The 26,632-nt window shown below is 47.2% G+C and carries 27 protein-coding genes; 9 read left to right on the plus strand and 18 right to left on the minus strand.

Features of this window, described 5'->3' with window-relative positions; translation table 11 throughout:
• Nucleotides 1-29: 29 nt before the first annotated feature.
• The 13 genes from K7399_RS11855 to rpoE form a co-directional block, all read right to left on the minus strand.
• Entirely contained in the window at nucleotides 30-602 is a 573-nt protein-coding gene (locus K7399_RS11855; RefSeq protein WP_028977999.1) for a TIGR01440 family protein, read from the minus strand.
• A 159-nt stretch (nucleotides 603-761) separates the two neighbouring features.
• The gene (locus tag K7399_RS11860; RefSeq protein WP_223362606.1) at nucleotides 762-1,289 is read right to left on the minus strand and encodes a manganese efflux pump MntP; all 528 of its coding nucleotides are present in this window, start codon (nucleotides 1,287-1,289) and stop codon (nucleotides 762-764) included.
• A 256-nt stretch (nucleotides 1,290-1,545) separates the two neighbouring features.
• Nucleotides 1,546-2,589, minus strand: coding sequence for an L-threonylcarbamoyladenylate synthase (locus K7399_RS11865; protein ID WP_028977997.1), 1,044 nt, complete (start codon nucleotides 2,587-2,589; stop codon nucleotides 1,546-1,548).
• Nucleotides 2,590-2,700: 111 nt separating this feature from the next.
• Nucleotides 2,701-3,411 (minus strand): stage II sporulation protein R, encoded by a 711-nt coding sequence (spoIIR, locus tag K7399_RS11870; protein ID WP_028977996.1) that lies wholly within the window; start codon nucleotides 3,409-3,411, stop codon nucleotides 2,701-2,703.
• A gap of 64 nt (nucleotides 3,412-3,475) precedes the next feature.
• Entirely contained in the window at nucleotides 3,476-4,357 is an 882-nt protein-coding gene (gene prmC, locus K7399_RS11875) for a peptide chain release factor N(5)-glutamine methyltransferase (protein ID WP_028977995.1), read from the minus strand.
• Complete coding sequence (gene prfA / locus K7399_RS11880) at nucleotides 4,354-5,427, minus strand: peptide chain release factor 1 (RefSeq protein ID WP_028977994.1); 1,074 nt, start codon at nucleotides 5,425-5,427, stop codon at nucleotides 4,354-4,356. The genes prmC and prfA overlap by 4 nt, the downstream gene beginning before the upstream one ends.
• A 100-nt stretch (nucleotides 5,428-5,527) precedes the next feature.
• Entirely contained in the window at nucleotides 5,528-6,100 is a 573-nt protein-coding gene (locus tag K7399_RS11885) for a thymidine kinase (protein WP_028977993.1), read from the minus strand.
• Nucleotides 6,101-6,469: 369 nt separating this feature from the next.
• On the minus strand, nucleotides 6,470-6,715 hold the full coding sequence (locus K7399_RS11890; RefSeq protein ID WP_010026040.1) for a type B 50S ribosomal protein L31: 246 nt from the start codon (nucleotides 6,713-6,715) through the stop codon (nucleotides 6,470-6,472).
• 165 nt (nucleotides 6,716-6,880) lie between these two features.
• On the minus strand, nucleotides 6,881-8,152 hold the full coding sequence (rho, locus tag K7399_RS11895; RefSeq protein WP_028977991.1) for a transcription termination factor Rho: 1,272 nt from the start codon (nucleotides 8,150-8,152) through the stop codon (nucleotides 6,881-6,883).
• Between the two features lie 547 nt (nucleotides 8,153-8,699).
• Nucleotides 8,700-9,995: a UDP-N-acetylglucosamine 1-carboxyvinyltransferase gene (locus K7399_RS11900; RefSeq protein ID WP_028983906.1), complete on the minus strand. Its 1,296-nt coding sequence runs from the start codon at nucleotides 9,993-9,995 to the stop codon at nucleotides 8,700-8,702.
• Nucleotides 9,996-10,209: 214 nt separating this feature from the next.
• The gene (locus K7399_RS11905) at nucleotides 10,210-10,590 is read right to left on the minus strand and encodes a response regulator (protein WP_223362607.1); all 381 of its coding nucleotides are present in this window, start codon (nucleotides 10,588-10,590) and stop codon (nucleotides 10,210-10,212) included.
• A 468-nt stretch (nucleotides 10,591-11,058) separates the two neighbouring features.
• On the minus strand, nucleotides 11,059-12,657 hold the full coding sequence (locus tag K7399_RS11910) for a CTP synthase (protein ID WP_028977543.1): 1,599 nt from the start codon (nucleotides 12,655-12,657) through the stop codon (nucleotides 11,059-11,061).
• 300 nt (nucleotides 12,658-12,957) lie between these two features.
• On the minus strand, nucleotides 12,958-13,407 hold the full coding sequence (gene rpoE, locus K7399_RS11915) for a DNA-directed RNA polymerase subunit delta (RefSeq protein ID WP_028977544.1): 450 nt from the start codon (nucleotides 13,405-13,407) through the stop codon (nucleotides 12,958-12,960).
• Between the two features lie 336 nt (nucleotides 13,408-13,743).
• Here rpoE and K7399_RS11920 point away from each other — a divergent pair, with 336 nt between their 5' ends.
• Nucleotides 13,744-14,958, plus strand: a complete 1,215-nt coding sequence (locus tag K7399_RS11920; RefSeq protein ID WP_028977545.1) for a phospholipase D-like domain-containing protein — start codon at nucleotides 13,744-13,746, stop codon at nucleotides 14,956-14,958.
• Nucleotides 14,959-15,245: 287 nt separating this feature from the next.
• Here the strand turns inward: K7399_RS11920 and argS are convergent, their stop codons facing one another.
• Both argS and K7399_RS11930 read right to left on the minus strand, forming a co-directional pair.
• On the minus strand, nucleotides 15,246-16,916 hold the full coding sequence (gene argS, locus K7399_RS11925) for an arginine--tRNA ligase (protein ID WP_028977546.1): 1,671 nt from the start codon (nucleotides 16,914-16,916) through the stop codon (nucleotides 15,246-15,248).
• A 92-nt stretch (nucleotides 16,917-17,008) separates the two neighbouring features.
• A complete protein-coding gene (locus K7399_RS11930; RefSeq protein ID WP_028977547.1) occupies nucleotides 17,009-17,443 on the minus strand; it encodes a YwiB family protein in 435 nt (144 codons plus the stop codon).
• A gap of 285 nt (nucleotides 17,444-17,728) precedes the next feature.
• Between K7399_RS11930 and K7399_RS11935 the strand changes: the two genes are divergently transcribed.
• The 5 genes from K7399_RS11935 to K7399_RS11955 all read left to right on the plus strand — a co-directional run bounded on the left by K7399_RS11935 (nucleotide 17,729) and on the right by K7399_RS11955 (nucleotide 21,447).
• Nucleotides 17,729-19,732 (plus strand): transglycosylase domain-containing protein, encoded by a 2,004-nt coding sequence (locus K7399_RS11935; protein ID WP_028977548.1) that lies wholly within the window; start codon nucleotides 17,729-17,731, stop codon nucleotides 19,730-19,732.
• Between the two features lie 240 nt (nucleotides 19,733-19,972).
• Entirely contained in the window at nucleotides 19,973-20,071 is a 99-nt protein-coding gene (locus tag K7399_RS16315; protein ID WP_081788033.1) for a helix-turn-helix domain-containing protein, read from the plus strand.
• A 79-nt stretch (nucleotides 20,072-20,150) separates the two neighbouring features.
• Nucleotides 20,151-20,303, plus strand: coding sequence for a zinc ribbon domain-containing protein (locus K7399_RS11945; RefSeq protein WP_197021222.1), 153 nt, complete (start codon nucleotides 20,151-20,153; stop codon nucleotides 20,301-20,303).
• Between the two features lie 211 nt (nucleotides 20,304-20,514).
• Nucleotides 20,515-20,964 carry a DMT family transporter gene (locus tag K7399_RS11950; protein WP_028977549.1) on the plus strand — a complete coding sequence of 150 codons (450 nt, stop codon included), beginning with the start codon at nucleotides 20,515-20,517 and terminating at the stop codon, nucleotides 20,962-20,964.
• A gap of 15 nt (nucleotides 20,965-20,979) precedes the next feature.
• Nucleotides 20,980-21,447 carry a DMT family transporter gene (locus K7399_RS11955; RefSeq protein WP_028977550.1) on the plus strand — a complete coding sequence of 156 codons (468 nt, stop codon included), beginning with the start codon at nucleotides 20,980-20,982 and terminating at the stop codon, nucleotides 21,445-21,447.
• Nucleotides 21,448-21,455: 8 nt separating this feature from the next.
• Here K7399_RS11955 and K7399_RS11960 read toward each other — a convergent pair whose 3' ends face one another.
• Nucleotides 21,456-21,986 carry a YwhD family protein gene (locus K7399_RS11960; RefSeq protein WP_051575278.1) on the minus strand — a complete coding sequence of 177 codons (531 nt, stop codon included), beginning with the start codon at nucleotides 21,984-21,986 and terminating at the stop codon, nucleotides 21,456-21,458.
• Between the two features lie 204 nt (nucleotides 21,987-22,190).
• Between K7399_RS11960 and K7399_RS11965 the strand changes: the two genes are divergently transcribed.
• The 3 genes from K7399_RS11965 (at nucleotide 22,191) to K7399_RS11975 (ending at nucleotide 24,081) form a co-directional block, all read left to right on the plus strand.
• Complete coding sequence (locus tag K7399_RS11965; protein WP_051578025.1) at nucleotides 22,191-23,402, plus strand: glutathione synthase; 1,212 nt, start codon at nucleotides 22,191-22,193, stop codon at nucleotides 23,400-23,402.
• Nucleotides 23,403-23,562: 160 nt separating this feature from the next.
• Nucleotides 23,563-23,793, plus strand: coding sequence for a hypothetical protein (locus tag K7399_RS11970; protein ID WP_028977553.1), 231 nt, complete (start codon nucleotides 23,563-23,565; stop codon nucleotides 23,791-23,793).
• 51 nt (nucleotides 23,794-23,844) lie between these two features.
• Complete coding sequence (locus K7399_RS11975; RefSeq protein WP_028977554.1) at nucleotides 23,845-24,081, plus strand: YdbC family protein; 237 nt, start codon at nucleotides 23,845-23,847, stop codon at nucleotides 24,079-24,081.
• Between the two features lie 611 nt (nucleotides 24,082-24,692).
• Here the strand turns inward: K7399_RS11975 and K7399_RS11980 are convergent.
• Both K7399_RS11980 and K7399_RS11985 read right to left on the minus strand, forming a co-directional pair.
• Entirely contained in the window at nucleotides 24,693-25,211 is a 519-nt protein-coding gene (locus K7399_RS11980; protein ID WP_028976123.1) for a YwgA family protein, read from the minus strand.
• Nucleotides 25,212-25,278: 67 nt separating this feature from the next.
• Nucleotides 25,279-26,571, minus strand: a complete 1,293-nt coding sequence (locus K7399_RS11985; protein ID WP_028983392.1) for an HD domain-containing protein — start codon at nucleotides 26,569-26,571, stop codon at nucleotides 25,279-25,281.
• Nucleotides 26,572-26,632 lie beyond the last annotated feature (61 nt).

A 26,632-nucleotide genomic window follows, 5' to 3' on the forward strand; every position in this document is an offset into this window, starting at 1 on the left:
GGTTGATCTGGAGAAGCAGTTTCCTTGTCTTAATCCTGTTCCACTTTTTCGCGAATCGAATAGATCGCTCTTTCACCGCCAATTAATTTCGGCCGCGTACGTGCCATAACCAGATGTGCCTGACCAATTGAACGAATGGTGCCGCGTACCGGAATAGCCACATGTTTCAAGTGCATCCCGATCAGTGTATCGCCGATATCCAGTCCGCCATCCGCATGAATGAATTCGACAACGATCGGGTCAGGCAGGTGATCGTAGGCGTATGTCGCCATTGAACCGCCCGCATGACGAATCGGACGTACCGTTACCTCATCATAATTGCGCTTCTCGGCAACGGCGCGCTCAATGACAAGCGCGCGATTCAAATGCTCGCAGCATTGAAATGCAAAATGGACACCGGTTTGCTGATGGCAGCTTTTTAGCGCCGCGTAAATTGAGGCAGCAGCATTTTCAGAACCCGATGTGCCGATCTGCTTTCCCAGCACTTCGCTTGTACTGCAGCCGATTACCAGAAGGGTCCGTGCATTGAACGTCATGACCTGATTCAAATCCTGTAGCGCTTTATCCATCGATTGCACGATTTGTTGATTAAGTGTCTCCATCGCATTAGCCTTCCTTGAGCAAAATAATATGCCTTTTATACCTGCTATTATAGCAGGTTGTGCTGTTCAAATCCGAATCATGCACAGATTGTGACACCATTCTGCTCATTTATCATTCCCTGGGAAATAATGTGTAGAAATATAAGAGAATACGTTAGTCTATAGCATAAAATGGAGCAAAATTTTCAGTCCAAAAAGAAATAAAATAATGCCGCCAAGTGCTTCCCCATATTTTCCAAAATAGCGACCCGTCTTTCGCCCAATGTAGAAACCGCTCCATGCCATAATCATACTGGCACAGCCAAACAAAAGGATGGCAGCCAGCATCTCCGCCCCAAACAGGCCCATGCTCAGTCCCACAGAAAAACTGTCAATGCTGACACTGAAGGCAAACAAAAGCATGCTTGCATCGGATACATAGACGAATTCATTGCGGCTATCCTTTGTACGCATGAGCGACAAAATCATTTGAAAACCGATCAAGAGCAACAACAGACCTCCAGCCATTTCTGCAATTTCACCAAAGCGGGTGGAAAGCAGCTGGCCAAGGATCATGCCAATGAGCGGCATAAGCATGTGAAAAAGACCGATCCACATACCGGTCCATGCAGCGCGGCGCAGCCGAAAAACGGTCATGCCCATGCCAACACATACTGAAAATGCATCCATACCCAGTGCAATCGCCATAACAGAAAGCGCCAATCCCTGGCTGATTAGATGCTCTGCCACATTCGTTCCCCCTCTCGCCCATATGGACAATCTATGCATGTCCTTACAGAAATAGAAGGATGAACGAACAGGCGCATGTTCAAAAATTAAGTGCGCTGCAACGGTTCCCCGAATCGTTTGTTTTGAAGCAATGAATGAAGAGGGCGCCTCATAGAGACCCCCTCTTGTTTTCCTCATATAAAAACATGGTCGACTTCAAACATAAGTATGAGGACTAGTCAAGGATGCGTCCTCCGGCTGCTTTGGACAGACGGTTCATCACCGCTTTACCGATCCCTTTCTGATCAAACGTTTCACTGAATATGACATCGACCTTTTTTTGATCGAAATGACGCAAGACATCAAAAAGATGATGGGCGACCGTCGACGGTTCACTGCGACGCCCGCACACGAGTAAAACATCCGCATCAGGATAACCGCCCTGTTTCTCTTCAGTCGTTAATACGCCGACACGACGACCCTTGGCTTTTTCTGAGGAAATAAGTTCGCGTATGCGCGATTCTCCCGCAGGTACTAAATACATGGTCGCCGATGGTGCATAATGCTTATATTTCATACCCGGGGCTTTCGGAGCCTGATCTGAACGAACAAGACCCGGATCATCAGAAACTGGTCCGACGACTTCAATCAACTGCTCTTTCGTAATCCCGCCCGGACGAAGAATCGTGATCGGTGTCGTCGTACAATCCACAACAGTCGACTCAACGCCAACGCCGGTTTCTCCGCCATCCAAGATTCCGGCAATACGTCCATCCAAATCATGGAAAACATGTTCTGCCTGCGTTGGACTCGGCCGTCCCGAACGATTTGCCGAAGGTGCGGCAATCGGTAAATTTGACGCCGAAATCACAGCTCTTGCTACCGGATGACTCGGCATACGTATGGCAACCGTTGACAAACCTGCTGTCACCGCGTTTGATACGGTCCCCCGTGATGGCAAAACCAGAGTGAGCGGTCCCGGCCAAAAAGCATGGATCAATTTCTGAGCAACCGGATGGATCTCCGTACAGATTTCACGAACTTGCTCCAGGTTTGCAACATGCACAATTAATGGATTATCACTCGGTCGCCCTTTGGCTTCATAAATTTTCCGCACTGAATCTTGTAACTTTGCATTTCCTCCTAACCCGTATACCGTCTCCGTTGGAAAAGCGACAATTTCTCCCTGTACCAATTTCTCCGCTGCTGCTTGGATTTGAGGCGTATGTTCAAGGTCGGGGGCATTCGGGTCTACCCGCCACACTTGCGTTTCTGCCATTTTCGTTTCCCCTTCTTCATTAACTATTCCGTTCAAATGAAACCGGCTTCCGTCCGACCTCATTTCGTTCCGTATACACCATAACATGGTGACAAGCCATGCGCAACGCTTTTACCCAGCGATCGAACGCCACACACCGGTGAAGAAATCAACAACAAATGAATGCACCTGAACCTCCTGGTCGTCAGATTCAACGGCCTTCTTTTCTGGTTTCTCAGTCTGCTGCGCAGCATCCTCGCTCGTCGGCCTTGTTGTCTTAACGGTTTGTTTTGCCCCATCTTGATCAGACGCTGTACGCTCTGTCGAGGCATTGTTTTTTGCTGCTGCATCGCTGTTTGAAAAATCCAGAAAACAAAGGGGCGGGAAAAGCACGCACCACCAATTGGCACCGCGACCATCACCTAATGTAATCACTAGCGCATCATATTTTCCTGCCGGGTAAACAAAGGTTCCATACATCTTGGTTGGGAACTCGGCTTGCCCTAATTTTATTTTATATGTGCTGTCCGCATGGGCTTTCTTTAATGCTTGCTTGACCGTACGATTCAGCTGCGGCATATGCGCGCGAATCACACGTTTGGCTTCATTGGTTGACTTCAAGTCCTGAACCCAAGTTGTGATCTGTGCATTGACTGCATTGCGGATCTGCCGTTTCACCGCTTGATCGGCAGGCGAATCGCTGTTTGCCAAAATACGCAGGCGAATCGCACCACTTGGAATCGGTCCCTTCTCATCTGCTTTAGCCGTGCTGTATTGCCAGAAAAAAAATACAAATACAAGATTAATAGTTAATAAGAGCATTAAGATCCATGGTTTTCTCATGACGCCCGCCTCCCTGTCACTCATTGTGGACAGGATTGAACGAGACTAAACATCGAAGTAAAAATTACCCCTGTTTTGTTTGAAGCACGACCATGATGTTACGGTCATGTCCAGAGATATCTTTTTCAATAGAGAGTGCTTCGATTTGATTAGGAAATGCCCTTCGGATCAGATCGGCAACAGCGTTTCCCTGAGTGGCACCGATCTCAAACGCTGCAATAAACACAGACCTTCCGCTAAAAATCAATGGCATGTCGGCGATGATCTTGCGGTAGCAATCCAAACCGTCATTTCCTCCGTAAAGTGCTAAATGCGGCTCATAGTCGCGCACCGTATCATCGAGGCCACCCATTTCTTGCTTTGTGATATAGGGTGGATTGGATACAAGAATATCAAAAGGCTGATGAATCAGCGGGCAAAGCAAATCCCCCGGGCAGAATACAATCTGTGCGCCTAGATCATCTGCATTTTCACGTGCGACGTCCAGCGCTTTTTCAGACAGATCGACTGCCGTGATTCGCCAGTCCGGGTGTTCCAAGCCAAGCGTAACAGCTATCGCTCCGCTTCCCGTGCCGATATCACAGACTGCCGGATGATCAAGATCCGGTGCATAACGTTTGGCCCATTCACCAACTCGCCATACCAGTTCTTCTGTTTCCTGGCGGGGAATTAACACATCAGCGTTCACTTTAAAGGACCGCCCATAGAAGGGGGCACAGCCCAACATGTATTGAAGCGGCGTTCCTTTATAGACGTGTTCCTCCACGCTGCGACGCAACCACTCAGCATCCTTGCTTGCAATGGGTTCGCGAAGCCCTGTGATTAAGTCGGTGCGCGTGAGGCCTAATCGTGCTTGAAGCAAAAGTTCGCCGATATTTGCATCACGATGATGTGCAGTTAACAGATCAGCGGCCCATTTCAACACTTCGTATCTCAGTTCCTTCACCTTGCATCCGCCTGTTCGATTTTCTTTTCCTGATCATGCAGAATCAGCGCTTGAATGATTTCATTCAGTTTCCCGTTCAGCACTTGATCCAGCTGATGAATCGTTAGCCCGATTCGATGATCGGTCACACGGTTTTGTGAAAAGTTGTAGGTCCGAATCCGTTCAGATCGATCACCCGTTCCAACCGCCATTTTGCGGTTCGAATCGTATTTCGCCTGAGCTTCCTTCTGATATTTGTCGTAGACGCGGGCACGCAGTACCTTCATCGCTTTTTCCTTATTTTTGATCTGAGAGCGTTCTTCTTGGCATGAAACCACAATACCTGTAGGAAGATGCGTCAGCCGAATGGCAGACATCGTCGTATTGACACTTTGACCACCCGGGCCGCTTGAGGCAAAGCGATCAACACGAATATCCTTATCATTCAGTTCAATCTCAACGTCACGCGCTTCCGGCAAAACAGCAACCGTTGCTGTTGACGTATGTATACGACCGCCCGATTCGGTTTCCGGAACGCGTTGCACGCGATGTGCTCCATTCTCATATTTCAGTTTTGAAAAAGCACCTTTACCTGAGATCATGCAGACAATTTCTTTATAACCGCCGATTTCATTAGGGCTGGCATCAATAATTTCCGTTTTCCAGTTTTGCTGCTCCGCATAGCGGGAATACATGCGCAATAAATCACCGGCAAAAAGCGCAGCCTCGTCCCCTCCGGCAGCACTGCGAATTTCCAAAATGACGTTTCGGTCATCATTAGGATCCTTCGGAATAAGCAGCTGCTTCAATTGTTCTCGAAGCGTTTCTTGTTCCTTTTCAAGACGATTGATTTCATCAGCAACCATTTTTTTCATGCCGGCATCCATTGGTTCATCAAGCATCGTCTTATCATCGGCAAGTTCAGCAGCGGATTGCTTGTAGCTACGGTACACCGTAACCACTTCTTGCAAGTCCGATTGTTCTTTCGAATATTTGCGCAGTTTTGCCGGATCATTGATCACTTCAGGATCTGCAAGCATCTGATTCACTTTTTCATAGCGGTCCTCAATGGACTGCAACCGTTCGAACATTTCATCCACCCCATCATGCTGCATCGCGCGCAGCCGATCCGTTTTCGTTCCCTTTATTATATTATAGCTAGCTTTTTATGGTCAAAACGTGTTCAAGATCTTATAGAGGCGGATGAGTGTAGCAGTGACGACAAACCGGGTAATACCTTTCATTTCCGCCGATCTGAATCTGATCGCCACTATAGATCGGCTTTCCATTATCGTCAATCCGCAGATTCATGGTTGCTTTTCGTTCACAAAACCAGCATATGGTCTTCATTTCTTCAATTTTATCCGCATACAAAAGCATGTATTTGCTTCCCTCAAATAATTCATTGCGAAAATCATTTTTCAGCCCAAATCCCATCACTGGAATCGATAGTTCATCAACAATCTTCGCCAGCTGCAGCACATGCCGCTTCGATAAAAATTGAACTTCATCGATGAGTACGCAGTGTGGGCGCGGGTGGCAATCACTGACCTTGGCATAAACGTCCGAAGCATCAAAGATTGGGATTGCCCGACGTTTGAATCCGATCCTGCTCGAGATCGATCCAACTTCATCCCGACTATCGATCCCGGAGGTAAAAAGAAGCACCGATTTTCCTTGTTCTTCATAATTATGCGCGACTTTGATAATTTCGATTGACTTTCCACTGTTCATTGCACCGTATTTAAAGAAAAGTTGAGCCATCCTTTTTTCCGTCCTTTACGCTTTAAAATGTTCCTCCTGTTTTATGAAAAACCTCGTACAAAACGCCCGGTCGTTAATCGCCAGCCATGTGGGTTGAGTCCGTGTCTTTTCGGTCCTGAATCGTCGCTTCGGTTAACTCGCTTGCCGTGGGTGATCCGAGCAGCTACACGTTTAATGCACGGTCTTTTGCGTGACCAAAAATCACATTCTTTCTTTACCTGCGAAAAAACAGGCAGTTTCCTGCCTGCACAAAAAAATCTATGAAGGTCCTGGCCGTCACTAGAGCCAAAAATAAAAACGGCCAATTCCGTACCGCCATTCATCGCACCGGAACATGCCGCTTTTCTTTTCTGGACTTCAAAATAAATCTTATTTAAGATTGTATTTTTGTTTAAACCGATCAACACGACCGCCTTTGTCAGCGAATTTCTGACGGCCGGTGTAGAATGGATGCGAATCGGAACTGATTTCGACTGTAATTAATGGGTATTCGTTGCCATCTTCCCATTTTACCGTTTGATTCGACTTCTTCGTTGAACCGCTCAAAAATTTAAAGCCCGTACTTGCGTCCATAAATACGACCTTGTGATAGTCTGGATGGATGCCTTGTTTCATCTCATTCATCTCCTTTACGCCCTGATTATTCTCTCAAACCAGAGTCTTATTGCGTCCTATAGTATAACGCACAACGAGTATTGTATCAGACTGCCCCAAGCTTTGCAAGGATCGTTCTGCTTAAATCACCGTTAATTCGCGTGCTTCACTCGTTGTACAAATCGCTTATCTTGTTTGTAAACTGCCCTTCTTCTCTTTCTCAAACAGGTCGAAGAATTCTTGGTTGGATGTGGTTTCGCGAATTCGTTTGTAAAAATGTTCCACAAATTCTTGTGATTCATCCATTGTTTTACGCATCGCCCACAATTTTTCCAAGTGGTCGCGATTAACGAGCAATTCTTCCTTACGCGTGCTGGAGCGACGAATATCGATTGCAGGGAAAATTCTCCGTTCAGCCAATCGACGATCAAGATGCAGTTCCATATTGCCGGTTCCTTTGAATTCTTCATAGATTACATCGTCCATCCGTGAACCGGTGTCAACCAAAGCGGTCGCAAGAATGGTCAAGCTTCCGCCTTCCTCAATATTGCGCGCCGCACCGAAGAATTTCTTCGGTTTATGGAATGCTGCCGGATCAATACCACCGGACAATGTTCTGCCGCTTGGCGGAATCACAAGGTTATACGCGCGTGCAAGGCGTGTTAAGCTGTCCATAAGGATGACAACATCACGTTTGTGCTCGACCAGACGCATGGCTCGTTCAAGTACCAATTCTGAAACTTTAACATGATTTTCCGGCACTTCGTCGAACGTTGAACTCACAACATCGCCTTTAACCGAGCGTTCAATATCCGTCACTTCTTCCGGACGTTCATCAACAAGCAAAACGATGAGTTCAACATCGGGATAGTTGATGGTGATGCTGTTGGCGATTTCTTTTAAAAGTGTTGTCTTTCCTGCTTTCGGAGGCGCAACAATCATCCCTCTTTGACCGAAGCCAACTGGTGACACCATATCGATAATTCGCGTTGAAAAGTTTTCTTTTCCTGTTTCCAACACCATCTGTCGATTTGGATAAAGCGGTGTCAATGCAGGAAAGTGTACGCGTTCCTTTGCTGTATCCGGGTTTTCGCCATTAACCGCTTCAACCCTGAGGAGTCCGAAATAGCGTTCATTTTCCTTTGGCGGCCTCACCTTGCCCGTCACTTTGTCACCATTTCGCAAATCAAAGCGGCGAATTTGTGAGGCTGAAATATAGATATCCTCTGAACTCGGTGAGTAGTTGATCGGCCTCAAGAAACCAAATCCTTCGTTCGGAATGATTTCAAGAACACCCTCCATAAGTGACAAGCCGTCTTTTTCCGCTTGTTTTTTTAATATTGAGAAAATAAGTTCCCTTTTATTTAGCTTACTATAATAAGAGACTTTAAACGCCTTCGCATGCTCATACAATTCTTTGAGTTTCATATTTTCTAATTCTGCTAATGTAATCGGCATTCTCACACCACACTTTTCTTTTTTAAAATCGGTTTATATCAAGACAAGTACTGTCGTACACAAGTTAATGAATTGAAAACTCCGGAAATGGCACGAAACTGTGCACTAGGAAGAGGAGGGGAAAGAAGTAATAGCAGCGCATTTTATAAATCGTTTTTTTATGGCAAATCCTTCACAGGTTCATGGGCACAGTGTAACAGTTCTTATGTGTAGAGGATATAATATTTTTTTCTTACCGTTAAAATTTTTTATAAAATTATCTATATCATTATTATCATATTATACCCTTTTTATCAACTGCATATCCTCTTTTTGTGCAAATTTTGTGGAAATAACTGAATTATTTTACCAAAAAGGAGCACCTTTTTCAAATCAGATAAACCGGGCAACAGCGGTTGTTACTTCCGCAGGATACGGTGGCTTTCGTGTCTGTAACGGACTTATTGATGAAATGACACGAATCGTCGTACCACAAACAAAATCATAAACCTTCTTTATCTGCAAAAAAAGAATCCGCGTCGTATGATGAGGCGCGGATTTCATTTCCCTATTCTTGTTCTTTGAGACTCTCACGGGCTTCCTCATCGCGCATCGGCTCCCGCCAGATATTTGCTCCTACACCCTGTAATTTTTCCATGATATGATCATAACCGCGATCAATATGTTCAACGCCGACAATTTCCGTAATGCCTCTTGCCATCAGACCCGCAATAATCAGCGATGCACCGGCTCTTAAATCCGTCGCACGAACCTTTGCTCCTTCGAGTGGTGTCGGCCCGCTTAAGATTGCAGAACGTCCTTCAACTTTGACATCGGCACCCATTCGGCGTAATTCATCAATATGCTTAAAGCGTGCTCCGTAAATCGTATCGGTAATAATGCTTGTACCTTCAGCTTGAGTCAACAGACTGGTCAACGGCTGCTGAAGGTCGGTCGGAAATCCGGGATATACCAAGGTTTTGACATCAGCGCTTTTTAAAGGCATGCGACTGCGCGATACAAACACCTGATCTTCGCCGACCTGAACGTCAGCGCCAATTTCGCGAAGTTTGGCAGTCAGTGGCTCCACATGTTGCGGAATTACATTGTCGATCAACAGGTTATCGGACACTGCCGCACCGGCAACCATGAACGTACCGGCCTCGATTCGATCAGGAATAATCATGTGCCGGCATCCATGAAGTTCATGCACGCCTTCGATGCGGATGACATCAGTCCCCGCTCCCTTTATTTTTGCGCCCATACTGGTTAGAAGCGTCGCAACGTCAATAATTTCCGGTTCCTTCGCAGCATTCTCGATAATGGTTTGCCCTTCGGCTTTCACGGCAGCCAGCATGATGTTAATTGTCGCACCCACACTGACCACATCAAGATAGATGCGCGCACCATGCAGTGAATTTGCACGCAGATAGATCGCACCACGTTCATTCGTTACCTTAGCGCCCAATGCTTCAAAGCCTTTAATATGCTGATCGATGGGGCGCGGTCCGAGATTACATCCACCCGGCAATCCGATCACCGCTTTATGAAAACGGCCGAGCATCGCGCCCATTAAATAGTAAGATGCCCTTAGCCGTTTCACCGAACCGTTAGGCAGTGGCATGTCCACCATGTTTCTCGGATCAACAACAAATGTATGTTCTTCAAAAGACACCGTTCCACCAATCTCACGCAAAAGTTTGCACAGGATACGCACATCAGAAATATTGGGAAGTTGATCAATGGTCACAGGTGAATCAGCAAGAATAGTGGCCGGTATTAATGCGACCGCACTGTTCTTCGCACCGCTGATCTGAACGGTGCCTTGTAAACGTGAACCGCCTTCGATTAACAATTTATCCATGGTCAGAATACTTCCTTTTAAATCATTTAGTCGGTTTTCTTGGGTGTGAAAAGAAACGGACAGAACATTATATGTAACGTTTCGAATTAATGACGCCTTTTTTAGGCTGTCGGCATAACTCTTTTCGGCAAAACGCTCTGTGAGCATTATAGCATAAACAAGCACTTGATGTCTGTGCCGGGCTTTCGCAGTGACTTGCAGAATAACAGGAGGATCATGCGATTTGTGAGCATTCGGCTTCTACAGCAATGATCAATTTTTGAAGATCAAATGGCTTTTTAAAATGAGCGATAGCGCCGTTTTTCAAAGCCTGACGGACCAGTTCATTTTCTTCATAAGCGGTCATAATCATCACTTTCACATCCGATTTGACGCTTTTCATGGCATCCATAAGTTCCAATCCGTTCATCTTTGACATATTTATATCCAGCAAAACCAGCTGCGGGTGTGCTTCCCTAAGCAGCTTCAACGCCTTGTTGCCGCTCTCAGCAGTCAGCACTTGATAGCCTTGCTTTTCAAAAACTTCGTGAAGCAGCATCCGGATACCCGGTTGATCGTCTACAACCATAATGTTTGTTTTCTTAGTAATTCGCATGTTCTTCAAAATTATTTTACCCCTTTTCCGATCTATTCTTCCGTTTGCATTCATTCTGTCTCTATAGATAATCATTCTTTATCTTCTTGACGATTCCTGCCTGTTTTTTAAAATCAAAAAGAAAGTACCTCGCACTAAGAAAAAGCCAAGCTGTGCTTGGTCCTTAATCTCCAGCCACATGTGATGGACTCGTGTCTTATCAGTGCTGAATCACCGCTCCGATTGCTCGCTTGCCGCGGGCGCACCGCAAGCCTCCTCAGACAGGCAAGACTCTGCGGGGTCTCGCTGGCACGCTGTTCCCGCTGGCGCCAGAGCATCTGCGCTTTGTTTCTCGGCCAAGACACTGGGCTATTGGTTTGAAGACAGGTCAAAATCATATACTTTCTTATCCTATCAGAAAAAACCGGCTTTCCATTGAATTGGAAAAGCCGGTCCGTTTGTTTTTAGCGTTCAATTATAGGCAAACAGTTACTTATTCTCTAAGGAAGCTTTAATGAAGTCATGGAACAGCGGTTCTGGGCGCGTTGGGCGCGACTTGAATTCCGGATGGAACTGGCAAGCAACAAACCATGGATGATCCTTCAACTCAATCATTTCCACTAAGCGGTCATCCGGGCTGACTCCGGAAAATACCATCCCGTGATCGGACATTTTCTGCCGATACTGATTGTTGAATTCATAACGATGGCGGTGCCGCTGATAAATGATTTCTTCATTATAAGCTCGATACACCTTTGTGTCCTTTTCAATCTTGCACGGATACAGACCAAGACGAAGTGTTCCGCCGAGATCTTCAATATCCAATTGTTCCGGCAGAAGATCGATAATCGCCTCGTGACAATCCTGATTAAATTCAGCAGAATCCGCACCGTTCAATTTCAATACATGACGTGCGAATTCGATCGTAGCCAACTGCATTCCCAAACAGATGCCAAAGAATGGAATTTTATGTTCGCGCGCGTATTGAATCGCAATAATTTTCCCTTCAATTCCGCGATCGCCGAACCCGCCGGGCACAATAATCCCCTGACAATCTTTTAATTGTTCTTCAATGTTGCCCGGTTCCAGATCTTCAGAATTAATGTATTTCACTTTCACTTCTGCATCGAAACTGTAACCACCGTGTTTCAGTGCTTCCACAACAGAAATGTACGCATCTTGCAGTTCTACGTATTTGCCGACAAGACCGATCTTGACATGTTTCTTCAGGTGGAGCACCTTGTCCACCAAACCATGCCATTGGCTCATATCCGCTTCACCTTGCGGCAAGTGCAGCTTCTCGCATACAATGTCGTCAAGGTTTTGATCTTGCAGTTGCAGCGGCACTTGATAGAGCGTTTCTGCATCCGTCGCTTCGATCACCGCTTCTTTGTCAATATCGCAGAACAAAGCAAGTTTCGCCTTCATCTCGTCAGAAATCGGATATTCCGTACGAACGACAATAACATTGGGTTGAATGCCCAAACTGCGCAATTCCTTCACGCTGTGCTGTGTCGGTTTCGTCTTCATCTCGCCTGCCGCTTTCAAATACGGAATCAGCGTACAGTGCAGGTACAATACATTATCGACACCGACATCGCTCTTAATTTGGCGAATGGCTTCCAAAAACGGAAGGCTCTCGATATCACCGACCGTACCGCCGATCTCCGTAATCACTACATCGGCACCCGTGGTTTTGCCTGCTCGGAATACACGATCTTTAATTTCATTGGTAATATGAGGGATAACTTGAACCGTTCCGCCCAGGTAGTCGCCTCGCCGCTCTTTTTTCAAGACCGTTGAATAGATCTTACCTGTTGTCACGTTACTGTTCTTATTCAGATTAATGTCAATGAACCGTTCATAGTGACCAAGGTCGAGATCGGTCTCTGCGCCGTCGTCAGTCACAAACACCTCACCGTGCTGGTACGGGCTCATGGTTCCCGGGTCAACGTTAATATATGGATCAAACTTCTGTATGGTCACGGTTAATCCGCGGTTCTTCAACAGACGCCCGAGCGACGCTGCAGTAATCCCTTTTCCAAGAGACGAAACGACGCCTCCAGTCACAAAAATATACTTTGTCATCCTAGATGATATCCCCCTTATAGCCTATGGAATCAGTGTTCGGCATGGTTATGCGTTGCTTAGCAAGAGGTCTTGTGCAGGATCATTTGTGCCCTTTTTCGACCAATTTTTCTTGCCTTTTCTTATAAAAAAGCAAAAGCGAAAGCTCCCCTTACGGAGGGCTCGCTTTTGCTTTGCTATCGATTCTATTTGTCGCCCTTTGCAATTCTAACAAACTTGTTCAGTCGAATCAAGGGGACCCGGCAGGAAAAAAACACCTGCAAAAAAGGCCATCAAACACCACGGATACGACGTGTTTAATTATTCGTCGTCATCATCAATAACAGCTTTCCTGCGAATCCTTTTTACATCATCATCGTCGTTACCGAGATCGTCATCTTCAGCTTCTTGATCATTATCAAGCAGTTCACTACCATCGTCATCGTCATCATCATAATCATCAAACCCGTCTTCAGCAACCTTGTGCTTCTCATGCACACTGTCACCCAGCGTTTTCGCAACATCATCCTCGCGCTGATCCAGCGGATACCAGTTGCGCAAGGCCCAAAGATTATGTCCGACACTGAGAAAACGACCATCAAGCGAGAGCGTTGTATAAAGGCGCGCCAGTGATTCGCCGTTGTCAACCTCAATTTCTCCTTCTTTAAAAACCTGATCGGTTAGCTCATAGAAGGTTTTCGGTTCCTTAGCCTGAACTAATAAATCGTAGAATTGGTCAACCTTTGACTTTTCAAGCGTATGTTCTGTCAATGGAAACATCCTTTCCCTGTATCATACTCGAATCAAAGCATTGCATCGGACACTCGGCAGGGCTTACTTGTCATGCAGCACAAACCATCCACACGCAATCCTTATCCAAAACTCTATTTAGCAGCCCATCGCCACGATGCGCAGAAAAAACCATTGTAAAGTTATACAATAAATACAATAATCGGTTCGCAATCTAAAATCAAGTCTGGACACAAAATTGATTCTTCCTTCTTACTTCAAAACAAGTCGCAGCTTGATTATCAAAACGGACGCAGTGGTTACACTAAGGGAAAAGCGTCTCGAACCAACAGGTCTCAACGAATCGGAGGAACCGTCATGAATCTTTTCATCACACTGATCACAATCCTTATACTGTTCATCATTTTGCTCGCTGCTGCCCTCGCGCTCGACCTTTACATGGGATGGAAAGTCATGCGACCGCGCATTCGCCCTAGCGTGCCGAAAACCGGAAGCAACCATTTCCACTATTTCACAAATGGTCAGCCATTGTTTCAGGACATGCGGCAAAGCATCGACCGCGCTCAATCCTCGATTCATCTGTCCTTTTTTATTTTTCGTGCAGATGAAGTAGGCAATGAATGGCTGGAGCTTCTGAAAAAGAAAGCAAACGAAGGCGTCGAAGTCCGACTGCTCGTTGATACGCTGGCGAGCTTTGCCCTGCGAAAAAAGCGTTCAGCGCTTAAAGCGGCAGGGGTCTCGCTTGCCTTTTCAGCAAAACCGACATTTCCCTACACCCTCTATTTTTTAAATCGGCGCAATCACCGCAAGCTGACAATCATTGATGGCACCATCGGCTATTTTGGTGGTTTTAATGTCAGCCGTGATTACATTGGCCGCAAACCGGAGATGGGGCCGTGGCACGACAATCATTTAAAAGTCATCGGGGAAAGTGTCGCTGATTTGCAGCGCTTCTTTCTTGAGGACTGGAAAAAGGCGACTCACGAAGATCTTGTCCATGAACCTGTGTATTTCCCGAAGAGTGAAAAGGGGCCCGGAGAACTTACCCTCCTCGCTACCGATGGAAAGCAACTGGACGAGCGTTTCGCTGAAGAATTGGCTCGCGCTCAATCGTCAATCATCATCGGGTCACCCTATTTCGTTCCGAGCAGCAGACTGATGCATGTGCTTCAGGATCGCCTTAGACATGGCGTCAAGCTGATGATCCTCTTACCGTTAAAAAAAGATCACGGTCTCGTTCAGCCGGCCTCCTACCATTACCTTGAGCCTCTCGTCAAAAAGGGGGCGAAACTGTTTCACTTTTACCAGGGCTTCTACCATTCAAAGCTCTTCATTATCGATCGAAAGCGATGCTATCTCGGAACGGCAAATTTCGATCAGCGTAGTTTGTTCTGGAACGGTGAACTATCCGGATTTACAGAAGATCAGACCGTAGTCCGCCATGTATTCGATCAATTAGCTAAAGAAATCCATCTGAAATCGATTCCGATTTCTTATGATCAAATCAAGAAACGTTCACCTTTTGAAAAAGCAAAAACACGCTGTAGCGTTTGGCTGAGTTATTTTCTCTGAATCCTCAGCTGCTGTTTTAGCTACCGTCTCCCCTAAGGACCAAACTGCGCTTGGTCCTTAGTCTCCAGCCGTCTGTGATGAATTCATGTCTTTTCGGTGCTGAATCGTCGCTTCGGTTTCTCGCTGGCACGCATCAACTAAGCGTGATCTCGCTGGCGCCAGAGTACCTCCACTTTGATTTTTAGTCAAGACACGGGTCTATGGGTTTGAAGATGGGGCAAAATCTTATATTTTCTTATCCTGCAAAAAAGCCTTCCGCAATGGAAGGCTTTTTTTACTAGCTCTGCTTACATTTTTTCAGGGGCATGAACACCGATCAGTGCCATACCGCTTTTTAACGTGATGCGTACAGCTTTCATCAGCGCCACTCGAGCCTTGCTGAGCGGAACATTCGTTTCATCCAGCACTTTTTCAGCATTGTAGAAACTGTGCAGGCACGATGCCAACTCAAACAAGTAATTCGGAATATGCTGGATCGCGAGATTTTGCGCGCTTTCCGCAACAACTGAAGGGAAGTCGCCCAACTTTTTCAAGAGATCAATTTCCTTTTCACTGGAAAGCAGATTCAAATCCAGTTTTTCGAGATCATCCTGTTCAAAAGCTTCCGCACGCTTCAGCATACTCGTAATACGTGCATACGCATATTGTACATAGTACACAGGATTTTCATTTGAGTGAGAAATGGCAAGATCCAAATCAAAATCGAGATGGCTGTCCGAACTGCGCATTGCGAAGAAGTAACGTGCTGCATCAACACCAACGTCTTCCATCAGTTCACGCATGGTTACAGCTTTACCAGTCCGCTTGCTCATTTTAACCTTTTCTCCGTCTTTGAACAGGTTAACGAGCTGAATAATCTGAACGGTCAATTGATCCGGATTGTACCCAAGGGTCTGAATCGCCGCTTTCAATCGCGGCACATAGCCATGATGATCCGCACCAAGCACATCGATCAGCTGCTCGAACCCACGATCAAGCTTGTCCTTGTGATAAGCAATGTCTGGTGTGAAGTAGGTATAGCTGCCATCTGATTTGACGAGAACGCGGTCTTTGTCGTCCCCATACTTCGAGGTTTTTAGCCATAATGCTCCATCTTTTTCATACGTTTCTCCCTTACCCTTCAGGTAGTCAAGCACCGCTTCTACCTTATGCTCCTCATAGAGGGAGCGCTCGGAGAACCAGCGGTCAAAGTGAACCCGAAAATCGGTGAGATCTTTTTTGATGCCGCGCATCAGGTGATCGACGCCAAAATTACGGAAGAAACGAATGCGTTCTTCTTCCGTTTTTTTTGCGAGAGTATCGCCGTATTTGGCAACTAACTGTTTTGCCAGTTCAATGATATCCTTACCATGATAGCCGTTTTCCGGGATTTCTGCCTCCTGCCCCAGCTGCTGGAGGTAGCGGACTTCAATGGAAACCGCTAAATTGGTGATTTGGTTGCCGCCATCGTTAATGTAATACTCAGGAACAGCATCATAACCTGCTTTTTTGAGTAGCTTGCACAACGCATCACCTACCGCAGCCCCGCGTCCGTGACCGAGATGCAGACTGCCGGTTGGGTTAGCGGAAACAAATTCGACAAGCACGCGTTTCCCTTGCCCGCTGTCCGAACACCCATATGCGTCGCCCGCTTTTATAATTGTTGGGACTAGGTCGGTTAGGTACTGGTTATCAAGAAAAAAGTTGATGAATCCCGGCCCGGCAATATCAATCTGGCGTATGTGTCCTTTTTGCTTATCAAAGCTGGCAATCATCTCTTCAGCGATCTTTCTCGGCGCCTTCTTCGCAATGCGTGCGAGCTGCATCGCCATATTCGTCGCAAAATCGCCATGCGCCTTGTCTTTCGGTGTCTCAAGCACCACATCCGGCATTTCTTCTGGTGCAGCGAGTTCCGCCTTAATTACTGCCTGTATAATTTCTTCCTTTAACTGATTCTTGACTTGTTCCACAATCGTCATCTTATTTACCCTCCAAAAAATTGCGAATGACGCATCGCTTGCACGATCAACCTTTATTGAACATGGGAAACCCTGAATGCTTGCATGCCGCTCTATTTGATTGAGTAGCGATACTCCATTGTGGCTTTCCCAACTGATTGTTCCTGTATCAACAATTCGTAGACCAAATGAACCGATCCGCAGCGGCCGGCCGGATCACAGGTAGTCTCTATTCTTTTTGCCGTTGCTTGCGTCTCCATTCGACCAAACTGAGATTCATAACTGCCCTTTATCGATTGCCCGATTACGAGCTGCTGCCTCATCGGCAGTGCACCTTTGCGTAAAATCAATGCGTCCTCATTACCGACACGGATTGTATAATCCGCAAGCCCGACATCGGCGATCTCAGCGCTGAACACGAGGTAAAGGCTTGATTCGCTTTTGCCGATCTTACCTTGAATCACCTGTTCAATCGTCTGCCGATTTCCCGGATCGCTCGGATCATCAATGTGGCTCGTAAAAACGATTTCAGCATTTTGTGTCTGCATTGATTCGCCTTCCTTCATAAACGCGCAAGTCCGCATTCTTATACTACTATAAAAGATTGCCTATCCAGGGGCAAGGTCAAGCGACTATTTTTCCAAGGATTCTATTTTTTTCCTGGATTTATACCTTTCTTCATCCATTTTCAGGCCGCAATGTTTAAAATTCAGCGCCTCATTCCATAATGATCGATAGAACCGAATGAAGACATGCCGCGTCATTTGGGTAGCTGTTTTTCGGATTGAGGAGGTTCTATATTCATGCATTTTGACACGAGGATCCGAAAAAAGATGGCTCTGTTACTTAGGCGGAGCGCCTTGTTTCTGCCTGTATCTCTCTTGCTGGGGTTGATTATACTGCTCCTAGCCGCCAAAATTGCCGGACCAATGGACATCCCGGCTTCCAAGCCTGCCGTTTTCTATGACAACCGCGGTCAGCTGGTCGGAAAATGGGACACAACGAATAAGCAATGGATGGATAGCAACGCAATGGCTCCCGCACTGAAACTCGCAACACTCGCCGTGGAAGACCGCCGTTTCTTCCATCATCACGGTTTTGACTTTCGGCGCATGATCCAATCCGCCCTGATCGATCTGCGTCATTTCAGCAAAGCACAAGGTGCAAGTACCATCACCATGCAGTACGCGAAAAATTTATTTTTAAGTAATGACAAGACGTGGCTGCGCAAATTCTCAGAGATGTTCTACACTATTCGTCTCGAAATGAATGAATCAAAAAAGAGCATTCTTGAGGGCTACTTAAATACAATTTATTACGGGCGTGGTGCCTATGGGGCAGAGGCTGGCGCACGCACATACTTTAATAAAAGCGCCAGGGATCTGTCCCTTGCAGAGGCAAGCATGCTCGCAGGAATTCCCAACGGCCCAAGCATCTATTCACCGTTTATGAACTATGGCAAGGCAAAAAAGCGGCAGAAGGTCGTTCTGAACACCATGGTGAAAAGCGGCTTCTTGTCGAAAAAGCGTGCAGAAATCGCCTATCACGCGCCCCTGCATCTTGCCCATGCAGAAAATAAAGTGCCTGAGAAGGCGTCCTACTTTCAAGATGCGCTGCGGCATGAATTAATTGACCGTCTGCATTTCACGCAGAAAGAGCTTGCTTCGGGAGGGCTTAAAGTCTATACCACCCTGGATAACGAAACACAGGAAACCGCGGAGTACTGGGTGAAGCGGGTCATCCCAAGTTCCACTCCCATTCAAACAGCACTTGTTGCGCTAGACCCCAAAACCGGGGGCGTCGTTGCGATGGTTGGCGGACGCGACTACACGAAAAGCACCTATAATCGAGCCGTCAGCGCAAAACGCTCACCCGGCTCTGCGTTTAAACCTTTTCTTTATTATGCAGCACTGCAGAACGGCTTTACACCGGCAACGCGTTTAAAAAGCGAGCCGACCGCGTTTGCCTTTGACAACGGACGTCGTGATTACACGCCGAATAATTTTGGCGGCTATTACGCCAACAACCCCATTACAATGGCGCAGGCACTCGCACTTTCCGACAATATTTTTGCAGTCAAAACGCATCTGGCAATCGGCATGAAAAAGCTTGTTTCGGCTGCGCGCAGCGCCGGTATTTCAAGTGCGCTGGCACCGATCCCCTCACTTGCACTCGGAACAAAGCCGGTCAGTGTTTTGGAACTGGCACGCGGATACGCGACCTTCGCCAATCAAGGCGCGCGGATTCAGCCGGCGATGATTACCAAGGTCACCGACAGTAAGGGGCAAGTTCTCTATGAATGGCAGCCGAAGAAGCAGCAAGTTCTGAACCGCCAGACCTCGTTTGTCCTGTCTCAGATGATGACCGGCGTCTTTGACAAACGGTTGAATGGGTATACCAAGGTCACCGGAAGCAAAATATCTGGTCTGCTGACTCATAAAGTGGCTGCAAAAACCGGATCGACACCTTCGGACAGCTGGATGGCCGGCTTCACGCCTGAGCTTGTTTCAGCGGTTTGGGTGGGCTATGATCAAGGTGAAATGATCAGCACCTACCCGGACAGCGGCTATGCAAAAACCATCTGGGCTCATTTCATGGAATCGGCACTCAAAGGAAAGCCGAAAAATGCCTTTAAAGCCCCGAAAGGTGTCGTCAGTGTCCGTATTGATCCCAAAAGCGGGCTGCGTGCCGGGAAAGGCTGTAGCGGAAGACCCACCTACTTTATAAAAGGCACAGCACCGACCACCTATTGCGGCAAGCAAGAGCCACACAAACTGCAAAAGCCGACCAAGCAGAGGCGCAGTCTGCTCGATCGTCTCTTTCATTGGTGGAAATAGCCGGTTCAAATTCATCGGCAAAAAAGCAGGGCTTCCTCGCTCAAGGGAAGCTCTGCTTCTTTTCTTCAGTTGCACCGAAAAAAAGTTGCAAACCGAAACGTTTTAACAACATTTTGGCGTGAAGTCTCCCGCTTCAAGCTTTGTGAGAAGCTAAGCGGTAAGATGAATCGCTTTCTTTAGTGTCTCGTTACCATTAGCAATAATCACGATTGGTCCAGAACTAAGCAGGCGGGTGAGCCCATGATCCAGAAAAAAGCCTACACGTTTAGACTGTATCCCACCAAAGAACAGGTCACTTTCTTCCATCAATGCATGGGCTCTGCCCTTTCCATTACCTAAGGTGACCGACTACAAAAAGTCTTTTCCGTGGTACGGGAAAGCGTTCATTAAAATTGATCGTTTCTTTGCGTCCAGTTAAATTTGCTCCGCTTGCGGGCACAAAGACGGCAAGAAAGCATTAGCGATCCGGGAATGGGATTGTCCGCAGTGCGGGACTCACCACGACCGCGATAGCAACGCAGCGATCAATATCCTGAACGAAGGACGCAAAAGGATCGCAGTCAGCGCCTAAGACATAAAAAAGAACCGCCGGGACGGTAGGGTAGCCTGCTCAGTTAATTTGGCCGCTACCCGTCGTTTGGACGTGACTGGCAAGCCTTGTGTTCCCAGGAAGCTCCCACTTCAAACGCTCTAAAGCGTTAAGTGGGAGTCGTTCACTGTTCATTGATCCCGTTCTTCTCTTATACTAAATTTATAAAGCGAAAATTGAGGAGTTTCGATCAATGATTCTTTTATTTCTAATTGGCGGATTGATTGCGGGCAGCGTCATTCCCGTACAAGCTTCAATTAATTCGAGACTGGGCAGAGAGGTCGGATCACCGTTTCTCGCCTCGTTTATCTCGTTTTTCACCGGTACACTGACCTTGATCATCCTTGCACTTGTCATTGACCATCGGCTGCTGATCGCGCCGCATACAATTCTGAGTCACCCATGGTGGCTGTGGATCGGCGGCGGACTGATTGGCGTCTTCTATTTGACCACCAACATTTTGCTTCTTCCGCGCCTTGGGGCAGCCTTGACCATTGTCGTCACCCTCGTTGGACAAATGATCATGGCCATCGCGATTGATCAGTTCGGCTGGTTTCACGTTCCCATACACACATTGAGTCTCCCCCGTCTCATCGGGGTTATCTGTATGCTGATCGGAGTACTTCTCATTAAGAAATGCTAAGGAGCACATCTGCTTATGAAAAAACGAACCTATTCCCTTACTTTTCTATTTCTCGCCTGGGGTCTGCTTGCCGGCGCTGCTTCACCTATCCAAACATCCGTCAATACACAGCTGCGCGAGGTTGTCGGCTCTCCGTATATTGCGGCATTGATTTCGTTCGCAACGGGCACTTGTTTTCTGGCACTGATTGTTCTGCTCATTGATCACACGATTAAAATTGATTTTGCTCAAATTCGGCACATGCCGAAATGGATCTGGGTCGGCGGCATGCTAGGTGTCGTTTTTGTGACCGCCAACGTTCTGCTTCTCCCGGTTCTCGGTTCCGCATTCACCGTTGTTTCCCTGTTGTTCGGGCAGATGATCGCTGCCTTGTCCGTCGACCACTTCGGCTTATTCGGCGTGCCGAAACATGCAATGAATTGGCCGCGTGCGGCAGGGTTGGGTTTCATGATTCTCGGCATCATTCTGATTCATCAGTTCTGAGCCGTCAGTTACTCAACAGCCAGTTGTGCCTTTAGTTCCGGATTCGCCCTTTCCCATTGCTCAGGAGCGACTTGCCTTAAAAAGTCGCGCAGTACCTTTTTAGATGGCACATCCATCGGTTCAAGAATCACGTTGCCCTTAAGCGCTTTGTCCATTTTATTCACATGGTCGGCCAGTACTTTATAGCCGCGCTTTATTTCGCGGTGAATGATCATCTCAGCTGCCGCCGCACCCGCATAGCGCGGTCCTTCCTTGGTCACTTCCGTGTTGATCCATACGAGCCAATACTTTTTCCCGCCACCTTGAAGATCCTCTTTATGCGTTGAAAAACGGATCCGACGCTCAATGTCGCTGCGCGCATGCAGCGCGCCCATATCAACCTCCGCCGTACCGGCGGCAACATCAATGATCACCGGGGTCATGTTGTCCAGATTGATTAAACCCGCGCCAAAGCCGCCGTGGCCTTTCGTTGAGTCGCCTTTAATTATATTAAAACCTGATTTTTTTCCGTCCTGATGAAACAGATCCAATTCAATCATCCTCTCACACGTGATCAATCGCACTCTGCCTTTATTTTAGCATAGGAACGGCAGCAATGCTTCATTAGCCAACACGGGCAGCCATTCAAACCCTCCTTTTCGCGTGTACGATCGAAATCATTGAATCAAACGGGCACATCCTATAGACTCTGAGTTAGAGACGCTTTCGAACGTTAAATTTGCAGAGAAATGCGAGGGAACATCATGTGCAATCAAAAGGCATCCATCTTTAGTTATCCGCATGCTTCCGGACACTTCGGTATTGAGCGTGAAAACCTGCGTGTCGATCATCGCGGACAGCTTGCTATGACGCCCCATCCGAGCGCGTTGGGCAACAAGCAAACGAATCCTGAGATCACCACCGATTTCTCCGAAAGCCAGGTTGAACTGGTGACACCTGTTGCCTCCTCCTTGCAGGAAACGCTGTCGCACATGCAGCGGCTGACCCGTACGGTTTACAGGGGCATTGGTACTGAACTGCTCTGGCCGCTCAGCACGCCCCCAAACCATTTGCCGCCGAATGATCAAATCCCCATTGCTGATTTTGGTACGGCAGGCAAGGAAAAGACCGCGTATCGCTTCTACCTGGCAAACAAATATGGTCGCAAACGACAGCTCTATTGCGGCATACATTTGAATTATTCTTTTCCTGATGATCTGATCGGCGATGCAACTCAGCGCAGCTTTTTCTATGTTCAGGTCGCCGCTTCGGCACTCCGTCACCGTTTTTTTCTCGTCCACCTCTTGGCGGCAAGCCCTGAAGAGATCGATGGGGTCTGTTACCGCTCTGCACGCTTAAGCGTGCACGGGTATAAAAACATCAGACCCATTTATCTGGACTATTCGAGTCCCAGTGCCTACCAACAGTCGATGAAAAAAGCGGTCGCTCAAGGATTGCTTGAAGGACCGCGCGAACTCTATCAATTGGTACGCATTAAAGGGGAAGGATTTGAAGATCTCGAACAGACACCTGAGGCAGGACGTATTGAACTGCGCATTGCCGATCTTAATCCCTTTTTCCCAATGGGGATTAACCCCAGTGATCTGTACCTCATGCACTTGTATCTGCTTTGGTGCACACAAAACAGAATGTCCGATTTTACGGTTGAACAACAAAAAGAAGCCGATGCATGGGCGACTGAAGCAGCCCAAACCCATTTTTCAGACCCTTTTCGCAGCCGGATGAACCAAATGTTCGCAGCGTTGCACCGCTTCTTGCACCACAGCAGGTTGCCGCAGGTTTATGATCAGGCATTAACGCAAGCTCAATCACGCTGGAGTGAACCCAAACTCAGCTACGCGGCACGGATCAAGGCTGCATGTGCTGAAAATCCTCAGCATGCCATGCAATGGGCAAATACACAAAGGGAGCAAAATCTCGATTCTTCTGCTCAGAGAAGCCCTTATACCCCATGATGCTGTCGTATGGAATCTGGGTTATTGCCAAAAAGTTTCGCAGCCATTATGCTAAAAAAAGACCTTTCCCGTCAAAATGGATCGGCTTGATTCACCTAAACCAAGCCGATGCATCTTTGTCGGGATATCGGTACGCTTTGTTGTGGAGGATTCATAAGGCATGATCTTGGTCAGATGCATCAAAAATGTATATGGGGAAGCCGTCGACATTCCGCTAGACTTTATGGAGATTCGGCTGCTTTTTAAAGTAAACAACTTTTATATGGCCGATCAGGACAAGGAAGGGCATCTTATGACGCAAGATGAAGAGGGGGAACCACACATTATCGCCGACAGTACAGAACTGCTCAGCATCGATTCATGGTTTCACCAGCATTTTGTGCTCATGTAGAATCGTCCATTAAATCGAGTAACAAACACTACTACTAGGAGGGTGCAACCAATGGGCAGTATCGACTACGAACGCATCAAACAAATCGGCACCATTAGCGAATCATCCCGAGGATGGACGAAGCAGCTGAATCTGATCAGCTGGAACGGACGCTCACCGAAGTTTGATCTGAGAGACTGGGCTCCGGACAATACAAAAATGGGCAAAGGCATGACACTGACATTGGATGAACTTAAAGCGTTAAAAGAACTTCTGAATCAGATGCACGAACTTAATGAGACCGTTTGATCGAATCCGATCAAACGGTCTCATACTGAGTGATGGTAAGAAAAACCGGGCAAAAAGCACCCGGTCCTTAACCTCCAGCCATGTGTGATGGATTCGTGTCTTTTCGGTGCTGAATCATCGCTTCGATTACTCGCTTGCCGCGGGCGCACCGCGAGCCTCCTCAGACAAACAGAAATCTGCGGGGTCTCGCTGGCACGCTGTTCCCGCTGGCGTCTCGCATCTCCGCTTTGATTCTTGGCCAAGACACTGGTCTATTGGCTTGAAAACAGGGCAAAATCATGTACTTTCTTTACCTGTCAGAAAAACCGGGCAAAAAGCGTCCAGTCCTTAATCTCCAACCATGTGTGATGGACTCGTGTCTTTTCGGTGCTGAATCGTCGCTTCGGTTGCTCGCTGGCACGCATCAACTAAGCGCGATCCCGCAGGCGCCAGAGCACCTCCGCTTTTGACGCTTGGCCAAGACACTGGTCTATGGGTTTGAAGACGGGGCAAAATCGTATACTTTCTTATCCTGTTAAAAAAACAGCTTTCGCTAACGAAAGCCACCGCATCCTGCGGAAGTACGGACTAGGCATCGCCTAGTTTTTCTTATTCTGGCAGATGTTCCGCAATTAAAAGACGGATACATCCGCAGCCTGTGCCGCACGCAGTTCGCTAAGAAACGTAAGTGCTGGTTCGAGAAAGCGACATACCTCATTATTTTTTTCAAGCGTTCTCACTTTGTCGAACGCTACATTTTGTGGCAGCTGATCAAAGAAAAGTAGCATCGCCGCGCATTCAAGAAAAGACGTTGTTTGCCCCATCACACGCTGAATCAGCGGGGTTTTCGGCAGCTCATCTTTATAATGGGAGAGGAAATCCTCCCCGGCTTCTGAAATGCGATAGGCGCACTGTTCAGCCTGATCGCTTCGACTCGTCCAGTCCTCGATTAAAAAACCAAAGTCGCATAATTCATCCAATTGGATCGACAGCTCTTCAGAATAAGGTCCGCTAAAATAGAAATGGAACTTCTGATTGAACGGACAGCCGAAGCGCTGAAGAATGTATACGACTTTCTGAAGTTTCTTGCGTTCTAAATAACCCTCCGATTGATGAATTAAGGCAGCAATTTTCGCGTGGTCTTCCAACATGTATCCTTATCCCCCATGTACCATGATCTCTATCGTTTCGTTTACACATGTTTCGGTCTGTAGTCGCTTAGATGCCAAGGAGCTGTTTTATTTTTTTTCGATACGTTTCCTGCTTGGGCAGTTCATCAATCCGATCTTTTGGAAAATAGAGTTTGCAGTCCGTCCGGCGCATCCCGGTAATTGATCCGACAACATCGGATTCCTGCGACAACTCATGCAGTGTCCCGTCCGGCATCAGCAGTTCAATCGGCTGCCGCTCGCCTTCCTCACCCGGCCGATACAAATCATAGGGTGAATTGGATGAAGAATCAATTTCCAGATAGTAGCGCGGGTCGATGCCCGCTTGTTTAAAAGCAAGGGCGAGCTGATCTTTGGAGTGAATCAGAGACGGCGAAAATTCAACATACTTAAACAAACGCCGATTCATGAACCTGCAGCAGAGATCGCGGAGAATCTCATCCTTTTCTTCTTGCCAGACCTGGAAGAAATAGAGAATAACCGACTCGTCCAGCTTGAGATAGTCATGAAGCGTCATGTTTCCGTCAAAGATCTGAATCAGCGGATGCGGTGTGTACTTGAATTGAAAACCTTCCTGATAAAGCGTTTTGGCCCGATGCAGAATCTGAGTGAGAACGACCTCGGCGCTGCGTGTCACCGGGTGGAAGTATACTTGCCAATACATCTGATAACGGCTCATAATATAGTCTTCCACTGCATGCATGCCGGATAATTTAAAAACGATCTGATCATCAACCGTGCGCATCACGCGCCAAATACGTTCCATATCAAAATGGCCGTAGCTGACCCCGGTAAAATAAGCATCGCGCAACAGATAATCCATCCGATCACAATCAATTTGACTGGAAATCAAACTGACAACCAACCGATTCGGATAGGTTTTGCCGATGACTTCAGCAACTTTTTCTGCGAATCCTTCGCCCTGCCGTTCAAGCAAGCGGTGAATTTCCGTATCCCCGAGAATGATTTTCTGCGTATACTCTTCGTGATTGGTACCAAAGACCTTTTCAAAGGAATGTGAAAAAGGTCCATGTCCGACATCATGAAGCAATGCAGCACAGAGCGCAATCATCGTTTCCGAATCATCCCAGTTGTTTCGGTACTTGAATATATCAATCACACGTCTGGCAATTTCATAGACGCCAAGCGAATGACCGAATCGGCTGTGTTCGGCGCCATGGAAGGTGAGAAATGTCGTGCCCAGTTGCCGAATACGCCGCAAGCGCTGAAATTCAGGCGTACCGATTAAATCCCAAATCAAACGGTGCCGAACATGAATATACCGGTGCACCGGATCCTTAAATACTTTCTCTTCATTCAGTTTCTGCGCCGCCTGGGTCAAAAACACCACATCCTATAATTAAAGCGATTTTTTCCATTCTCTCGCTAAGTTCTGCGATTAG

Origin of the sequence: Sporolactobacillus terrae (assembly GCF_019930545.1) — a bacterium.
Lineage (GTDB): Bacteria > Bacillota > Bacilli > Bacillales > Sporolactobacillaceae > Sporolactobacillus > Sporolactobacillus terrae.

Excerpts from the sequence above, each read along its gene's own strand:
- K7399_RS11905 (WP_223362607.1), bottom strand. The coding sequence starts at position 10,590 with ATGCGAATTACTAAGAAAACAAACATTATGGTTGTAGACGATCAACCG.
- K7399_RS11950 (WP_028977549.1), top strand. The coding sequence starts at position 20,515 with ATGATTCTTTTATTTCTAATTGGCGGATTGATTGCGGGCAGCGTCATT.
- spoIIR (WP_028977996.1), bottom strand. The coding sequence starts at position 3,411 with ATGAGAAAACCATGGATCTTAATGCTCTTATTAACTATTAATCTTGTA.
- prfA (WP_028977994.1), bottom strand. The coding sequence starts at position 5,427 with ATGTTCGAACGGTTGCAGTCCATTGAGGACCGCTATGAAAAAGTGAAT.
- K7399_RS11865 (WP_028977997.1), bottom strand. The coding sequence starts at position 2,589 with ATGGCAGAAACGCAAGTGTGGCGGGTAGACCCGAATGCCCCCGACCTT.
- K7399_RS16315 (WP_081788033.1), top strand. The coding sequence starts at position 19,973 with ATGATCCAGAAAAAAGCCTACACGTTTAGACTGTATCCCACCAAAGAA.
- K7399_RS11955 (WP_028977550.1), top strand. The coding sequence starts at position 20,980 with ATGAAAAAACGAACCTATTCCCTTACTTTTCTATTTCTCGCCTGGGGT.
- K7399_RS11900 (WP_028983906.1), bottom strand. The coding sequence starts at position 9,995 with ATGGATAAATTGTTAATCGAAGGCGGTTCACGTTTACAAGGCACCGTT.
- K7399_RS11910 (WP_028977543.1), bottom strand. The coding sequence starts at position 12,657 with ATGACAAAGTATATTTTTGTGACTGGAGGCGTCGTTTCGTCTCTTGGA.
- K7399_RS11930 (WP_028977547.1), bottom strand. The coding sequence starts at position 17,443 with ATGCAGACACAAAATGCTGAAATCGTTTTTACGAGCCACATTGATGAT.
- K7399_RS11980 (WP_028976123.1), bottom strand. The coding sequence starts at position 25,211 with ATGTTGGAAGACCACGCGAAAATTGCTGCCTTAATTCATCAATCGGAG.
- K7399_RS11860 (WP_223362606.1), bottom strand. The coding sequence starts at position 1,289 with ATGGCGATTGCACTGGGTATGGATGCATTTTCAGTATGTGTTGGCATG.
- argS (WP_028977546.1), bottom strand. The coding sequence starts at position 16,916 with ATGACGATTGTGGAACAAGTCAAGAATCAGTTAAAGGAAGAAATTATA.
- K7399_RS11920 (WP_028977545.1), top strand. The coding sequence starts at position 13,744 with ATGAATCTTTTCATCACACTGATCACAATCCTTATACTGTTCATCATT.
- K7399_RS11975 (WP_028977554.1), top strand. The coding sequence starts at position 23,845 with ATGGGCAGTATCGACTACGAACGCATCAAACAAATCGGCACCATTAGC.
- rho (WP_028977991.1), bottom strand. The coding sequence starts at position 8,152 with ATGCCGATTACATTAGCAGAATTAGAAAATATGAAACTCAAAGAATTG.
- K7399_RS11970 (WP_028977553.1), top strand. The coding sequence starts at position 23,563 with ATGATCTTGGTCAGATGCATCAAAAATGTATATGGGGAAGCCGTCGAC.
- K7399_RS11960 (WP_051575278.1), bottom strand. The coding sequence starts at position 21,986 with ATGATTGAATTGGATCTGTTTCATCAGGACGGAAAAAAATCAGGTTTT.
- K7399_RS11890 (WP_010026040.1), bottom strand. The coding sequence starts at position 6,715 with ATGAAACAAGGCATCCATCCAGACTATCACAAGGTCGTATTTATGGAC.
- K7399_RS11855 (WP_028977999.1), bottom strand. The coding sequence starts at position 602 with ATGGAGACACTTAATCAACAAATCGTGCAATCGATGGATAAAGCGCTA.
- K7399_RS11885 (WP_028977993.1), bottom strand. The coding sequence starts at position 6,100 with ATGGCTCAACTTTTCTTTAAATACGGTGCAATGAACAGTGGAAAGTCA.
- K7399_RS11935 (WP_028977548.1), top strand. The coding sequence starts at position 17,729 with ATGGCTCTGTTACTTAGGCGGAGCGCCTTGTTTCTGCCTGTATCTCTC.
- K7399_RS11965 (WP_051578025.1), top strand. The coding sequence starts at position 22,191 with ATGTGCAATCAAAAGGCATCCATCTTTAGTTATCCGCATGCTTCCGGA.